Origin of the sequence: Gluconobacter sp. Dm-73 (assembly GCF_018256215.1) — a bacterium.
Classification (GTDB): Bacteria; Pseudomonadota; Alphaproteobacteria; order Acetobacterales; family Acetobacteraceae; genus Gluconobacter; species Gluconobacter cadivus.
Map to the genome: position 1 here is coordinate 58,278 of NZ_JAERLW010000005.1, position 14,241 is coordinate 72,518.

Here is a 14,241-nt window from a genome sequence, read left to right on the forward strand (position 1 = left end):
GTTTCAGAAATACATTCCAGACACAGGATTTTCGGGCCATCCCGCTCCAGCAACCACCGGGTCTGATGGCCGTTCAAACCATTACCCTATCAGTCTTGTCGGGAACCGCAACAATTTCCGCCACACTTCCCACGATCTGTCCAAACGCCAAATTTCACGCTTGGCAAAGCGTCGAAATCTTGCTCCGTTAATAAAATATCGTAACGAACCGGCACGGCTGATCGGGCTTTCCTTCAGCAAACGGGGTCGGGAAAAAACAGGGTGTGAGGCAGAGAATGAACAAGCCGATTTTGCAGTCTCCCGATCCCTCCGCGACCAGCCTTTCCGTAATGGCTCCGACAAAGGCCGCGGCAGGTATTTTCGCCGCCTATGACACACCGGATTTTTTCTGCGAACTCATGCGCCGGACGGATGACATCCCCCCCGCACTCAGGACCGTGCGAGACCGTCTGGCCGGTTTTGATCTTTCGGAACTGCGTCATCGCACCAGCACGGCCGAGACGCAGCTCTATCGATTGGGCATCACATTCACCGTCTATTCCGACCGCGAAGCGATCGACCGCATCCTCCCCTTCGACATGATCCCGCGCGTTCTCACTGCCCCGGAATGGGATCATATCGACCGTGGCGTGCAGCAGCGCGTCAAAACGCTAAACCTGTTCCTGCGGGACATCTATCATGAGCGTCATGTTCTGCGAGATGGCATCATCCCCGCCAGTTTGGTCCTCGGCAACCCCAATTACTGCGAAGCCATGGTCGGCGTCCGCGTCCCCGGTGACGTCTATGTCCATATCAACGGGACCGATCTGATCCGGGACAGCAGCGGCCGCTTCATGGTGCTTGAAGACAATGCGCGCACGCCGTCGGGCGTCTCCTACGTCATCGAAAACCGGCACATGATGCTGCGCCTGATGCCTGACCTTGCTTCAGGAATGCCTCTGCGTTCGGTAGAGGAATATGGCCTCAAACTGCATCAAACCCTCTGCGAGGTCGCGCCCGAGGGCGTGACCGATCCGCAGGTCGTGCTGTTCTCGCCCGGCATCTACAATTCCGCCTATTTCGAACATGTCTTTCTGGCCCGCGAGATGGGCGTGCCCCTTGTCGAAGGCCGGGATCTGATCGTCGAGAACCATCGCGTCTATATGCGGACCGTCGCAGGGCTGCGGCCCGTTCATGCGATCTATCGCCGCCTCAACGACGAATATCTGGACCCTCTGGCTTTCAATCCGGACAGCATGCTCGGCGTACCCGGCCTCGTGGAAGCCTATCGCCGGGGTAACGTCACGCTGGCGAACGCTCTGGGAACGGGCGTTGCGGACGACAAGGCCGTTTATGCCTACATGCCCCGCCTCATCCGCTATTATCTGGGTGAAGACCCGATCCTCGACAGCGTCCAGACCCATATCTGCGCCGAGCCGGAGGGGCTGGCCTATACGCTGGCCAATATGGACAAGCTGGTCGTCAAACCCGTCGGCGAGTCCGGTGGCTACGGCCTGTTGATAGGCTCGCAGGCCACCCAGACTGAACTGGACGAATTCCGCGCAAAGCTGCTCGAAGATCCTTCCAATTATATCAGCCAGCCGGTCATCGACCTCTCGGTCTCTCCCACGCTTTGTCCCAGCGGTGTGGAAGCCCGACATGTGGACCTGCGACCTTTCGCCCTGACCGGGAAAAACACATGGGTCCTCCCCGGTGGCCTGTCCCGCGTGGCCCTTCGCAAAGGCTCGCTGGTCGTCAATTCCTCACAGGGCGGCGGCTCGAAAGACACCTGGGTGATGGCCCGATGACACAGACCGGCACACGCTTTCCCGCCATGCTCGCCAATCTCAACACGCTGCTGTCGCGCTATGGCGAGAGCATGATGTGGCTCGCCCGTTATATGGAGCGGATCGAAAATCTCGCCCGTATTCTGGAAGTAACGGAAGCCTTCGTCCGCAATCCCGATGGAAGTCCGGGATGGGATTCCATTCTTCAGATCAATTCTGATGAAGAGCGCTACGCCGCCCTTTATGCGTTGCCCGCGACGGAAGAAAATATCCTCGCCTTCTACATCACGGAAAGCTCGAACCCGACATCCATCCGCGCCATGGCGCATATGGTTCGGGAAAATGCCCGTTCGGCCCGTCCGCTGATCTCCACCGAAATGTGGATGCAGCTCAATATTTTCACCCAAAGCATGATGGAACTGTCCACGCCCGACATTCGCCGCAATGGTCTGTCCGGGCTGTGCAACCGTATCAAACAGGACTGCCAGACGCATTTCGGCGTTACCGAAGGCACTCTGTACCGCGATCAGGCGTGGCTGTTCTATCTGCTCGGGAAATATCTGGAGCGTTCCGACCAGATCACCCGTCTGATCGATATCCGCTACCATACACTGCTTCCGGGTGGCGAAATCTCTGGGTCGCAGATGGACCTGACGCAATGGGGGTCCGTCCTGCGTTCGGCTGCGGCCTATCATGCCTTCCGCCGACTTCAACCCGTGACGACCACACCGGCCAATGTCGTGGGGTTTCTGCTGAAAAACGAAGGGTTTCCGCGCTCCCTGATGCTCAATCTGCGGCAAGTTGAGAGCACGCTCAACGCCCTGTCCACACACTACAATCTCCGCCACCAGTGCGGTCCGCTACAGGAACGCATCATCAATCTGAGGGCCACGCTCGAAGACCAGACCGCTGAGGAGATCATTTCCCGCGGACTGCACGAATACATGACTTATATTCAGGACGAACTAGGGGCCTTGCAGGCGGAAGTTTCCGTCACATTCTGGCCAATCGCCCCGGTCATAACGCGACAGACGACTGTCAGTCCGCAGTAAGTCCGGGAGCGGGGCGCGGGACATTGGCAATCCTTAGCGATATGCCCGCGTCCCGCAATAGCTCGGCGCAGGCGGGATCGATCCCGTCATCCGTAATCACGACGTCGAATTCGGACAGGAGCGCCAGCCGGTTCATGGCCACAGTGTCGAATTTCCGGCTGTCTGCCAGAAGAACGCGGCAATCCGCCACGTCCATCAGGGCTCGCTTGGCCTGAATGATGTCCTCGACCTGATGATAGGCCGTCACGCCGGATATTGCGGCTGCCGACACGAATGCCATGTTGATCCGCATGGACATCACACTTTGCTCGCAGATCCTTCCCACGAAAGCATCGAACGTCGGACTATAACGTCCTCCCAGACCGATCAGTCCGACCGTTTCGCAAGGCCCCAGACGGCTGACGACGCCCAGACTGTTCGTCACGACCGTCAACTGGGCGGTTTCGCACAGCCTGTCTGCCATCGCCCCTGCGGTTGTGGAATCATCCAGCGCCACGGTGTCGCCTTGGCTCACCATGGAGGCAGCCAAGGTCGCAATCGCCCGTTTTTCAGCAACGGCCTGCGCCCTGCGATACATCACACTTGCCGATGCGCCGATGTTCGGAAGCGTCGTGATATCCGTTCCGATCCGCCGGACCAGACCCTGCGCGCAGAGCACCAGAAGATCCCGGTTGATCGAGGCCCGACTGAGCGAAAAGCGTTTCAGCAGGTCAGCGACCGGCACCACGCCATGTTCGGTGACATAATCAAGGATCCCGCGTCGGCGGCCAGACAGTGCCTGCCCTTCCGTAAGCAGGGCATTCATCATGCAGGAACCTTCGGAGAGACCACATCACGCACGCTCTCGACCAGATCCATGAAATCCGCTGGATCCCAGCCTGCCCGGCCGATCAGCACGCCGTCCACGTCGGGCAGGGCCACATAGTCGCGAATATTGCCCCGCGAAACGCTACCGCCATAAAGCAACGGAATCCGAACGGAACTGCCCTGCCCCGCAATCCCCTGCACAACACCACGCAGCGTCGTATGGATCTGGGAGACGAAAGCCGGTTCGGCCGGACGACCCGCCGCCCCTATGGCCCAGACGGGCTCATAAACTACCAGAACACGTTCAAGGTCTTCCTGAGAAACCCCATGCAGCGCAATTTTTGTCTGCCGCGCCAGAGTCTCCTGTGAAACACCGAACTCATATTCGTCGAGCGTATCCCCAATACAGATCAGAGGGCGCAGGCCATGCCGAAGCGCTGCGCGGACCTTCAAATTGACCGTCCAGTCCGTTTCCCCGAAATGCTGCCGACGCTCCGAATGCCCCAGCACGACAATGGACGCGCCGCATTCGGCGATCATGGGAGCGGAAATTTCACCCGTCCACGCCCCATTGTCCTCCCAGTACATATTCTGCGCGCCGACCATCAGGGGGCTGTCCTGAAGAACCGCTCCCACATCGCGCAGCGACGTGGCGGGTGGGGCCAGAAAACACTGGACGCCCTCCGGGGGACGAAAAAACGCCAGGGCGCGGGCATCCGCGATGGCTTCGGCCGGCCCCTTGTTCATTTTCCAGTTCGTCCCGACCCAGATGCTTTTCTGATTCACGATGCCTCTCCCGACAGCTTTCCGACCCGCTGGATCGTCACGACGATTCTCCTGACCCCAGACCAGCCAGAATTTTCTTTAGCGTTAAACAGTAACAGAGAAAATGTCATGCGTCTCATGAATAACGATACATCACGCAACTCAGCGACAGTCCCGAATTAAAGTGATCAGTACCTTTCCGACGTCTCTTATGTTGCCAACCGGCCCCTGCACGCCCATACAGACAACACGACATTGCAGGTCCTGCCGGGGGCGATCCCCGCTGGATTTCAGCCATTCGGCGTATGACGGCCTGCTTCTGGAGACGGAGCACGCACATGACCCGAGAAACAGCCGCAACCGCCTTTCTGACGGCCCGGAACATTCCTTTCAGCGTTCATGATTATGACTATGCCCCCAATGGCGGTCTGATCGGGATGCAGGCGGCAGAAGCCATCGGCGTGGCGCCAGAAGACGTGCTCAAGACGCTGGTTGTCGAAGTGGACAAGAAACAGGCCGTCTGTGTCGTCGCCCCCGCGCATCAGCGCATGAATCTGAAGAAAGTGGCAGCTTTGTTCGACGGGCGAAATGCCCGCATGATGAGCCCTGAAAAGGCGCATGAGCTAACAGGCTTCGAGTCTGGCGGAACCAGCCCGTTCGGATCGAAAACCCCGATCCCGGTCGTCCTGTCGCAAGACGCGATGCCGCGCGCACATGTCTATATCAATGCGGGTGGTCAGGGGCTGGTCGTGCGGATCACACCCGCCGATGCCCAGCGGGCCACGGATGCCACAGTCGCCGATATCGCGGCGGACTGAATGTCGTGAGTGTTTCCGGGAATGCCGCCACGGGCAAGCTCTCCCCAGAACGCGCACTGTCGGGGCCGCAGATGGATCTGTTGCAGCGCGTGGTTTCATTCTGCGAATGCCACCGACAGGACGACAGCGCCCTTTTCATTATTGAAGGCGCGGCAGGCACAGGAAAAAGCGTCGTCCTGAACGCAATCTTCAACACACTCCAGACCCGGGCACGAAATGGTTCACCCGCCGACCCGCTGAAGGGTCTGCGGAACATGCTGATCGTCAATCACCCGGAGATGCTCAAGCTCTATCGCAACATCACGGCCACCATGCCCAACCTGCGCAAGAGCGATTACGAACGCCCCACGACCTTCATCAATAAATCCGCAAAGACCGGACAACGCGCGGATATCGTTCTGGTGGACGAGGCGCATCTGCTGCTGACCCGTCCGGACCGGTACAATCACTTCTCCCAGCAGAACCATCTGGAAGAAATCCTGCGATGGGCGCGGATCGTGGTGGTGGTGTTTGATCCGCTGCAGGTTCTGAAGTTCAAAAGCAACTGGTCCAGTGATCTTCTCGAGAGCTTCCGCAAAGACCGTCCTTCAGAGACTTTCCATCTTAAAACCCAGTTCCGTGTCGCGGCCAGTACCGCCACATGTTCGTGGATCGACGCTCTGGCGCAGGGCAAAATCCTGCCCCGGCCAAAAGATCCGCGCTTCGATCTGCGGATCTATGACGACTGCGCAAAGCTGTATGCGGATCTGCGCGCTTGCAACGCGAAATACGGCCTTTGCCGTCTGCTTTCGACCTATGACTATCCCTACACGCTCAATGGTGAAGACCATTTCATCACCGAGGGCGACTTCCATTTACGATGGGATCGTTCCCTGCCGAGCGAAAAACTCCCCTGGGCCGAGCGCCCGGATACGATCGACGAGGTCGGGTCCGTCTATACGATTCAGGGGTTCGACCTGAATTATGCCGGAGTCATTCTCGGACCGTCTCTGTTTTATGATGCGGAACATGACCGGATCGGCGTAAGGCCGGAAAGGTACGAAGATAGCGCGGCCTTTCAGGGGCGGGATGGAATCGCTGCACCCGAAGAGGCAAAAAAGCGCGTTATTCTCAATGCCCTGAACGTCATCCTCACGCGTGGGATTCATGGGCTGTTTCTGTATGCCCACGACCCTGCCCTGCGCGCGCGCCTGCTGAAACGCTGATCTTCTGCACTCACGTGGGCGTGGGTTGTCAGGCCTGAGCCATTCTGTTCCTTTATCGGTAAAGGAGATCTCAGATATGGCTCGTCAGACATTTCTAACCTTCGCTTTCAGCGTCGGTATTGCAGCACTTACTACTGCCTCCCCCCTTCTCGCCGCCGAAACCGTCGACAAAGGTACACTTCCGTCCGGCAATGTGCAGGTCATCGGACGCTTTTCCAACGCACAGCCTTCCGGCATTGCCGTTCTGCCTGATGGACGCATGGTGCTCGGCTTCCCCCGGAGCGCGCACGAACATTCCGGCCCGAAACTGGGGCTGTATACGAAGGGTAAGCTGACCCCCTTCCCCGATGCTGCCGCACAGGAACAGTTCGTCTCACCGCTCGGTATGACCGTTGATGCCAACGGACAGCTCTGGGTTCTGGATGAAGGCATGGTCGCTGGCACGGGAACAGTAGCAGGCGCGCAGAAGCTCTTCCGAATTGATCCTGTGAGCGGAAAAATCGCGCAGGTCATTCCCCTCAGCGCCCCAGCCCTTCTGCCGGACAGCCACGTCAATGACGTCCGCATCGACCTGACGCATGGCAAGGCAGGAACCGCTTTCATTACCGACACGTCCGTCGATGTACATCCCGCACTGATCGTCGTTGATCTGGCCACGGGACATCAGCGTCGCATTCTGGCGGACACGGTTTCCGTCATGCCGGTTCAGGGCTTTGTTGCCGTAATGGACGGTGTGGCAGGACGCTACGATCCGGCGCATGCCACGATCCCTCAGGGGGGTGTAAACGGGGTTGCACTCAGCCCAAACCAACAGACGCTCTACTGGCAGCCGCAGAGCAGCCGCCGCCTCTATTCCGCACCAACCGCTGTTCTGTCTGATCCGAACACCAGCGAAGCCAATCTGGAAAAGGCTGTAAAGGATGAAGGCGAAACCGGAGTGGGCGATGGTATGGCAACTGGCCCGGACGGTTCGCTCTACATCACGGATGATGAGCGCCATGCCATCCTGCGACACCGGCCGGATGGTCAGGTTTCCGTGGTGGCACATGATCCGCGCCTGACCGAACCCGATGGCTTGACATACGCCAATGGCGCTCTGTACGGCACGGTCGGACAATGGGCACGCCTGCCGGTTTTTCATAACGGCAAAGACCTCGAAGTCATGCCGTATATCGTCGTGAAAATCGCACCGCTGGACTGAAGACAGTACCGTCGGAGATCAATCGTCAACTCTCCGGCGCATTTCCTGATCATATTAATACGGGAATGCCGGGACAGACACTTCTCGCTCCGGCATTTACCGTTTCCTGTGGTCAAACCATTTCGAAAACCTGAATAATATACTCTATCTTTTTTATGATATACGATACATCTATAATAATAGAAATTTATAGTAAATATTTATTATTAACTTTTGAAAAATCGCGTTATTTTATTTAAAACAAAGGCGAATTTATTTTTTTTCGAATTTATATTTATATCTATTGCAGAGTAAATTTCAATTTTATCATCAAAATTGAAATTATTAAAATATATTTCAAAAAAATCTCTTGAAAAAGGAATCTTTCTATAATCTTTACCAATTTTATTTGTATCTAAAATAATTTTATTATAATTCATTTCAATAAGATTAGAATTATAGAAACAAAAACATGATTTTTTTTGGATATCTACGATAATAGGAGAAAATCTATTATCTTCGAATGGAAACTCTGACCAAAAGGAGCCCGCTATCGACGAATAAAAACTCATTATATAACCGTGTTTGTTAATAATAATAAATAACTCAGAGCTTTCTTCATTTGGAAGATAATCATAAACGAAATAGTAGTATCCTCCATATTGATCTGGGTTATTAAAATATATTTGATTTTTAACGCAAATCTTTTCCTCTCGGGAAAGAGGAAATTCGAGATAAGAATTAAGAATATGTTCTAATATATTTTTAGTCGGCAATGAATAGGATTCATTTAATTTATTTCTAATCACAGAACTAAGAATTTTTCTTTTTTCAAGGCAATATAATGATAAGTGCCCCAAACCCGGAAGAACAACAATATTAATTTTATTAAGAAATTTGTTAATTAAGTAAAATGTCTTATTATCATCTTTTATTGATAAATCAAGTATAACTATAAATTTATCCTGATCTTTTGGTGAAAGGGATGATACCTTAATATTATTAAGGCAGTAATTTTCTATGTAGCTTTTATTTATTTTGTCAAATAAAATAAACTCTTCACTATCATTTAAATTCATTTCCTTTTCTGAAAGAGATAAATATGGACTACAAACAACGCATAAATCTACCTTTATGTAACTAGATATATAAAATGCAAAAAATCCCCCCATAGAATGGCTTATTATTACTACTTTAGAAAAATCTTTTAGAAAATTTCTTAGAAAATCAAGAGCATTTTCAGTAGAATCATTTATGAAGAAATCTCTTTTTTTATTTGTTATTCCTAAAACGTTAAAATCTAAAAAACTATCTTCTAGCAAGATATATTTTTCTGATTCATCTTCATGCCCAATACCACTTATAGTTACAATAATTGTGTTTTTTATATTTTTTTTTGTTGGAATTTCTTGCGCCTTTGAGAAATTCATCGAAATAAATTCATTACAGAAGACCATAGCATTCTCCAAAAAATATAATTACTTATATTTTTTTATTTTGTTTTTTTGTATAATACTATACCGTTGTGAACGACGCTGAGGGATTTGAGTTCCTCAAAAATCAATCTCACAATCGATTTCGTAAATTCCAAGTTAAAAAAAATACTACTATGTAAATATAGAATAAATATTAGTATTATATTATATATTATTATATTAATCGCCATAGCGGAGAATATAATGAAAATATTTGCCTGAATATCATAAATATATACTATATAATTTCTACAATTTCTGCGCCTATTCTAGCTGAATCTACCTTATATACAATGCGGATTCTTGGGGAAATCTTCCTATTCTAGGTATAGTATATGATTCCTTGCCTCCGGTTCGGATTGAAAAAATAGTGATCTGAAGCAGTCCAGCCCAGTCAGACCCGGCGCTGACGCTAAAACGATCCGTCCGTTTGATGAAAGTCCAGGAGCAATATCCTTGCTACTGGTTCATACGCTGAGCGAAATACCTCTCGAAACCAAGATACTATGCTCCCAAGCAACGGTTTGTCGCCTCTTGCAACTCCCGCTCGACATTTCTGGGAAGAGGAAATCTTTGCCGCTCAAATCACTTCTCTTGTGCGCGCCACACGATGCACATCGTTATGATGGGAGAACCGCTGACAAGAGAACAACGAACTGGCAGCTGGCTGCTACCGGCACGAAGTTATGATTATTTGATTTATTAGATTTTGGTGACCTGGTGGAGAGAGTTGGATTCGAACCAACGTAGGCGTACGCCAGCGGATTTACAGTCCGCCCCCTTTAGCCACTCGGGCACCTCTCCGGGTCGGCGGTTGAGATATGGCGGATTGGCGGCTATGTCAATCGCCTGTTGTCGATTATATGCTTTTTATGGCCAGAAGATCTCCCTCCCGCTCCGCTCCCGACCGTTCTACGGATCGCGCCTCCCCTCCATCCGCACGCGCGGACCAGCCGTCCCGCCCCTCCGGTGAGCGCTCTGGCGGACGTAGTGGCCGTTCCGGTCGCGGTCATGCTGGCAACTCCGGTTCCGGCTACTGGATTTATGGGCACCATGCCGTGCAAGCGGCTCTCGCCAATCCTGAGCGTGTGATCCATGATTTTCTGGCGACGCGCGAAGCTGCGGCGTCTTTCGAAGGCGCATCGCACAAGCCGCAGATTGTGGACCGTGAGCGCCTCGACAAACTCTGTGAGCGCGATGCCGTGCATCAGGGTGTTTGCCTGCGGGTTGAGCCTCTGGAAACACTCGCCATTCTCGATATCGTCGAGCGTACCGGCCCGGTTCTGGTGCTTGATCAGGTGACGGACCCGCGCAATATCGGCGCCATTCTCAGATCGGCTGCGGCGTTCGGAGCGGCAGCGCTTCTGGTGCAGGATCGCAATGCCCCGCAGGAAAGCGGCGCCATGGCGAAGGCAGCTTCAGGCGCGCTCGACCTCGTTCCCATTCTGCGTGAGGTCAATCTCTCCCGCGCCCTTCAGGCGCTTCAGGCCGAGAATTTCTGGGTTGTCGGTCTGGATGCCGGTGGCACACGACTGGATGGAAAAGGGTTTGTCGGGCGTCGTGTGGCGCTGGTTCTGGGGGCCGAAGGGGCTGGATTGCGCCGCCTGACGCGTGAGACCTGCGACGAAATCGCCAGTGTTTACATGCCCGGCGACATGGAGAGCCTGAACGTTTCCAATGCTGCGGCGGTCGCGCTGTACGAACTCGTCCGGCCCGTCTGACTGAAAATCCGGGAGCGACCAAGAGCTCCCGGACTGCCTCAAAGCTCAGTTAGGGCCTGAGGTCGCGGACGGGTAGTCGATATATCCTTCCGGCCCCTGACTGTACCAAGTCTTCATATTGTCAGGTTCAAGAGCGATGCCGCGCTCGAAACGCTCCGGCAGGTCGGGGTTCGAGATGAACTTGCGGCCAAAGGCAATCGCATCGGCGTGCCCTTCTGCCAATGCTTCCTGCGCCATCTCAAAGGTATAGTCCTGATTGAGAACCAGCGGCCGGGTAAAGGCCTTGCGGATCTGCGGGGACAGTTTGGGCTGATCGGTTTTGCCGAAAGTCCCGTCCGGGCCGGGTTCGCGCAGTTCGAGCCAGGCCACGCCCAGATCCTGAAGCAGTTTGGCGGCCGGTACGAAGACCGTTTCCGGCGCGCTATCGATGCAGCCCTGCGTATCACCATTCGGGGACAGGCGGACGCCTGTGCGTTCCGCACCGATCGCGCCAATCACGCGCTCGGTCACTTCACGCAGGAAGCGGATACGGTTTTCCGGCGAACCGCCATATTCGTCAGTGCGGAGATTCGTCCCATCCCGCAGAAATTCATCGATAAGATATCCATTGGCCGCGTGGATCTGCACACCGTCAAAACCCGCACGGATGGCGTTGCGCGCCGCGTTCTCGTAATCGTTCAGGATACGGCTGATGTCAGCGGCGTCGATTGCACGCGCCTGTTCGTAAGGCTTTTTGCCTTCATAGGTATGAACTTCGTTCGGAGCCGTCGTGGCCGAAGACGAAACGGGCTGCGTACCAGTGACGGAAGAATGGACCATCCGTCCCATGTGCCAGAGCTGGCAGACAATCTTGCCGCCCTTGGCATGAACCGCAGCGACAATCGGCTTCCAGGCTTCCACCTGTTCATCCGACCAGATACCGGGGGCAAACGGCCAGCCCAGACCTTCGCGGGAAATGCCTGTGGCTTCACTGATAATCAATCCGGCGCTACTGCGCTGGGCGTAATATTCCGCCATGATCGGAGTCGGTACGGCATTCCTGTCGGCGCGCGCACGCGTCAGAGGGGACATCAGAATCCGGTTCTTCGCGTGAATAGGACCGAAATCAATCGAATCGAACAGCGTTGGCATCCTGTTTCTCCTTCAATGGACTGATCACCATATTGTTCGATAAAACTCGAACAAAGCAAGTGTTGCGATAAAACTTCAGGAAAGGGATAAGACCTTTATGGCTGCCTACGACCATCCTGACTCCGCGACATTCGAACTGATTCCGGTGCTGCGTGCGCTGGCTGATCCTGCGCGCCTGGAGATCGTGCGACATCTGGGGCGCGTTGGGGAAGCCAACTGCGCCACGCTGATCGGAACGCGGCCCAAATCCAGCATGTCACACCATTTTCAGGTCCTGCGTGAGAGCGGCGTCCTGAGAACACGGATCGAAGGCGTTCAGCACCGTAATTCCCTACGGCTCGAGGAACTCAACGCCCGGTTTCCCGGGCTTATGGCGGCCATTCTGAACGCCGCCTGAGGCGTCTTTAGTTCGTACGCCAGATTTCTTCGTGAATGCAGGTGGCGAAGATCAGCCATGCAAAAAACGGAACCTGCATTGAGGCCGCCTTGCAGTCCACCTTGTGCGCTGCACAGATCGAGGCTCCGGACGTCATGATCAGGCCGACACAAATGGCCAGACCCGTTCCAAGCTGCCGTTTGCGGAACACGAAGAACGGAAAGCCTGCCACCCCTGCAACGCACAGTGCCCAGAGGATCAGCGCCGCCGTCCGGCAACAGGATTTTTCAGCACGCAGAAGCCGATACCCCGACCAAGCCAGAAGCCCGTCCAGAATCGTCCACACGATGCCGTAAACCGGACCGGGCGGATTGAAATACGGCTTGTTCAGCCGGTCGTACCACCGGCGCGTGGACGGATCGTCCGCCGGGCTGATTTCACGCGAGGCGTACTGCACTCCAAAAACCGTACCGACGGCCAAGGCCGCATCAATCAGACGTCCCATTATCCGTGATCCTTCACAAATCCTGCCGCCTTAACGCGGAAACACAGCGGCAGGTTCAGACCGGTCAGGGCGAAGACGGTGCGGGGGTTTCGAAATCCAGCTCGGCGGCGATTTTTCCGGCCTCGGGATTCCACAACAGCACCCGGTCACTTCCGGAACCGCTGAGCGTTACGGCCATCAGACCGTCAGGACGCGCCGTAACGGCCGTAATATGCTCGCCCGCACCAAGCGGAAGAGCCAGACGCGAGAAGCCTCCTTCGGCCAGCGGCACGGTTGCCGTAACGCTCGGCCGGGGATGCAGGAAGCGGTAGGCAATCACCCCGATCAATCCGAAAACGGCCGCGATAATCAGCACGCCCATCAAAATTACAGCGGCCAGAAGCGCTTTTGGTGTCTGCGACTCGCTGTTCGCCATTTCCTCGGCTACACCCTGTGTCATGTCTGATCCTGTTTCCCCATTCCCTCTTGTTGTCGATGCGTCCACGGCTGGCCAGAGGGCCGACCGCGCGCTGGCGGACGCCATCGGCACGGTTTCACGCTCCCGGGTCAAGGCCCTGATTGAAGGCGGCAGCTTTTCCGTCAACGGAAAGACGGTCTGCGAACCGGCGGAAACGCTGCGTGACGGCATGGAACTGCTGCTAACATTTCCCGAGCCCCTCCCTGCCCGCCCCATCGCTGAGCAGATCCCGCTGAACATCCTGTATGAGGACGACGACCTGATAGTGCTCGACAAGCAGGCCGGGCTTGTCACGCATCCCGCTCCCGGAAACGAAACGGGCACACTGGTCAACGCCCTGCTCGGCCATTGTGGAGAAGGTTTCGAAGGAATCGGAGGGGAGAAGCGCCCCGGTATCGTGCATCGTCTGGACAAGGACACGTCCGGCCTGATGGTCGTGGCCAAGACGGCCATGGTTCATAATGCCCTGTCAGAAGCCTTCGCTGCCCGCGATATCGACCGGGCCTATCTGGCCCTCGCCTGGGGGCTCCTGCCGCTGGAAGGCGAATTCGACGGTAATATCGGCCGGGACAAGCGGGATCGTAAACGCATGGCTGTTGTCGGAAGCGGCGGCAAGGTTGCCCTGACACGCTTTAAGCTGATCGAACCCTATCAGGCCGCCGTCTCCCTGATCGAATGTCGTCTTGCCACTGGACGCACCCATCAGATCCGTGTTCACCTTTCAAACGCAGGCCATCCCCTGCTCGGCGATCCGGTCTATCTGCGCCGGATTCCCGCTGCGGCACGTGGTCTGTCGCAGGATGCGAAAGATGCGGCGCTCGATTTTCCCCGTCAGGCGCTTCATGCAACCCGACTCGGATTTATCCATCCGCGAACGAAAAAGCAGCTTTCTTTCGAAACTGCCCCTCCTGAAGATTTTCAGACCTTGAAAAAGAGACTGATCGGCTAAACCTTAAAAGGCCATTGACTTTTTTGGCTGAGCC

14 protein-coding genes and 1 tRNA gene are annotated in these 14,241 nt (G+C 54.7%); 8 read left to right on the forward strand and 7 right to left on the reverse strand.

Annotation, left to right across the window (positions count from 1 at the left end):
* Positions 1–329: 329 nt before the first annotated feature.
* Both JK176_RS06650 and JK176_RS06655 read left to right on the forward strand, forming a co-directional pair.
* Positions 330–1,787, forward strand: a complete 1,458-nt coding sequence (locus JK176_RS06650) for a circularly permuted type 2 ATP-grasp protein (protein WP_228125527.1) — start codon at positions 330–332, stop codon at positions 1,785–1,787.
* The gene (locus JK176_RS06655; RefSeq protein WP_249194292.1) at positions 1,784–2,818 is read left to right on the forward strand and encodes an alpha-E domain-containing protein; all 1,035 of its coding nucleotides are present in this window, start codon (positions 1,784–1,786) and stop codon (positions 2,816–2,818) included. Before JK176_RS06650 ends, JK176_RS06655 begins: the two co-directional genes overlap by 4 nt.
* Here JK176_RS06655 and JK176_RS06660 read toward each other — a convergent pair.
* Together JK176_RS06660 and JK176_RS06665 are read right to left on the reverse strand one after the other, a co-directional pair.
* Positions 2,805–3,626, reverse strand: a complete 822-nt coding sequence (locus JK176_RS06660) for a DeoR/GlpR family DNA-binding transcription regulator (protein WP_249194293.1) — start codon at positions 3,624–3,626, stop codon at positions 2,805–2,807. The genes JK176_RS06655 and JK176_RS06660 overlap by 14 nt on opposite strands.
* Entirely contained in the window at positions 3,623–4,414 is a 792-nt protein-coding gene (locus JK176_RS06665; RefSeq protein WP_211587278.1) for a triose-phosphate isomerase, read from the reverse strand. The genes JK176_RS06660 and JK176_RS06665 overlap by 4 nt, the downstream gene beginning before the upstream one ends.
* 314 nt (positions 4,415–4,728) lie before the next feature.
* On the opposite strand from JK176_RS06665, the gene JK176_RS06670 reads away from it, so the two are divergent.
* From JK176_RS06670 to JK176_RS06680, 3 genes are all read left to right on the forward strand, one after another.
* Entirely contained in the window at positions 4,729–5,208 is a 480-nt protein-coding gene (locus JK176_RS06670; protein WP_211587159.1) for a YbaK/EbsC family protein, read from the forward strand.
* A 5-nt stretch (positions 5,209–5,213) separates the two neighbouring features.
* Entirely contained in the window at positions 5,214–6,413 is a 1,200-nt protein-coding gene (locus JK176_RS06675; protein ID WP_349291911.1) for a DUF2075 domain-containing protein, read from the forward strand.
* 76 nt (positions 6,414–6,489) lie between these two features.
* A complete protein-coding gene (locus JK176_RS06680; protein WP_211587160.1) occupies positions 6,490–7,614 on the forward strand; it encodes an SMP-30/gluconolactonase/LRE family protein in 1,125 nt (374 codons plus the stop codon).
* A gap of 206 nt (positions 7,615–7,820) precedes the next feature.
* Here JK176_RS06680 and JK176_RS06685 read toward each other — a convergent pair whose 3' ends face one another.
* A complete protein-coding gene (locus JK176_RS06685) occupies positions 7,821–9,023 on the reverse strand; it encodes a hypothetical protein (protein ID WP_211587161.1) in 1,203 nt (400 codons plus the stop codon).
* Between the two features lie 763 nt (positions 9,024–9,786).
* Positions 9,787–9,872 (reverse strand) — tRNA-Tyr (locus JK176_RS06690).
* A 68-nt stretch (positions 9,873–9,940) separates the two neighbouring features.
* On the opposite strand from JK176_RS06690, the gene rlmB reads away from it, so the two are divergent.
* Positions 9,941–10,789, forward strand: a complete 849-nt coding sequence (gene rlmB, locus JK176_RS06695; RefSeq protein ID WP_194262529.1) for a 23S rRNA (guanosine(2251)-2'-O)-methyltransferase RlmB — start codon at positions 9,941–9,943, stop codon at positions 10,787–10,789.
* Between the two features lie 45 nt (positions 10,790–10,834).
* On the opposite strand, the gene JK176_RS06700 is transcribed toward rlmB, so the two are convergent.
* Positions 10,835–11,920: an alkene reductase gene (locus JK176_RS06700; protein ID WP_211587162.1), complete on the reverse strand. Its 1,086-nt coding sequence runs from the start codon at positions 11,918–11,920 to the stop codon at positions 10,835–10,837.
* Between the two features lie 97 nt (positions 11,921–12,017).
* Here JK176_RS06700 and JK176_RS06705 point away from each other — a divergent pair, with 97 nt between their 5' ends.
* Positions 12,018–12,317 carry a helix-turn-helix transcriptional regulator gene (locus tag JK176_RS06705; protein WP_211587163.1) on the forward strand — a complete coding sequence of 100 codons (300 nt, stop codon included), beginning with the start codon at positions 12,018–12,020 and terminating at the stop codon, positions 12,315–12,317.
* Positions 12,318–12,324: 7 nt separating this feature from the next.
* Here the strand turns inward: JK176_RS06705 and JK176_RS06710 are convergent, their stop codons facing one another.
* Positions 12,325–12,801, reverse strand: a complete 477-nt coding sequence (locus JK176_RS06710) for a TspO/MBR family protein (protein WP_211587164.1) — start codon at positions 12,799–12,801, stop codon at positions 12,325–12,327.
* Between the two features lie 64 nt (positions 12,802–12,865).
* Positions 12,866–13,240: a hypothetical protein gene (locus tag JK176_RS06715; protein ID WP_211587165.1), complete on the reverse strand. Its 375-nt coding sequence runs from the start codon at positions 13,238–13,240 to the stop codon at positions 12,866–12,868.
* Here JK176_RS06715 and JK176_RS06720 point away from each other — a divergent pair.
* Positions 13,239–14,207: an RluA family pseudouridine synthase gene (locus JK176_RS06720; protein ID WP_211587166.1), complete on the forward strand. Its 969-nt coding sequence runs from the start codon at positions 13,239–13,241 to the stop codon at positions 14,205–14,207. The genes JK176_RS06715 and JK176_RS06720 overlap by 2 nt on opposite strands.
* Positions 14,208–14,241 lie beyond the last annotated feature (34 nt).

Excerpts from the sequence above, each read along its gene's own strand:
- JK176_RS06650 (WP_228125527.1), top strand. The coding sequence starts at position 330 with ATGGCTCCGACAAAGGCCGCGGCAGGTATTTTCGCCGCCTATGACACA.
- JK176_RS06655 (WP_249194292.1), top strand. The coding sequence starts at position 1,784 with ATGACACAGACCGGCACACGCTTTCCCGCCATGCTCGCCAATCTCAAC.
- JK176_RS06660 (WP_249194293.1), bottom strand. The coding sequence starts at position 3,626 with ATGATGAATGCCCTGCTTACGGAAGGGCAGGCACTGTCTGGCCGCCGA.
- JK176_RS06670 (WP_211587159.1), top strand. The coding sequence starts at position 4,729 with ATGACCCGAGAAACAGCCGCAACCGCCTTTCTGACGGCCCGGAACATT.
- JK176_RS06680 (WP_211587160.1), top strand. The coding sequence starts at position 6,490 with ATGGCTCGTCAGACATTTCTAACCTTCGCTTTCAGCGTCGGTATTGCA.
- JK176_RS06685 (WP_211587161.1), bottom strand. The coding sequence starts at position 9,023 with ATGAATTTCTCAAAGGCGCAAGAAATTCCAACAAAAAAAAATATAAAA.
- rlmB (WP_194262529.1), top strand. The coding sequence starts at position 9,941 with ATGGCCAGAAGATCTCCCTCCCGCTCCGCTCCCGACCGTTCTACGGAT.
- JK176_RS06700 (WP_211587162.1), bottom strand. The coding sequence starts at position 11,920 with ATGCCAACGCTGTTCGATTCGATTGATTTCGGTCCTATTCACGCGAAG.
- JK176_RS06705 (WP_211587163.1), top strand. The coding sequence starts at position 12,018 with ATGGCTGCCTACGACCATCCTGACTCCGCGACATTCGAACTGATTCCG.
- JK176_RS06710 (WP_211587164.1), bottom strand. The coding sequence starts at position 12,801 with ATGGGACGTCTGATTGATGCGGCCTTGGCCGTCGGTACGGTTTTTGGA.
- JK176_RS06720 (WP_211587166.1), top strand. The coding sequence starts at position 13,239 with ATGTCTGATCCTGTTTCCCCATTCCCTCTTGTTGTCGATGCGTCCACG.
- JK176_RS06715 (WP_211587165.1), bottom strand. The coding sequence starts at position 13,240 with ATGACACAGGGTGTAGCCGAGGAAATGGCGAACAGCGAGTCGCAGACA.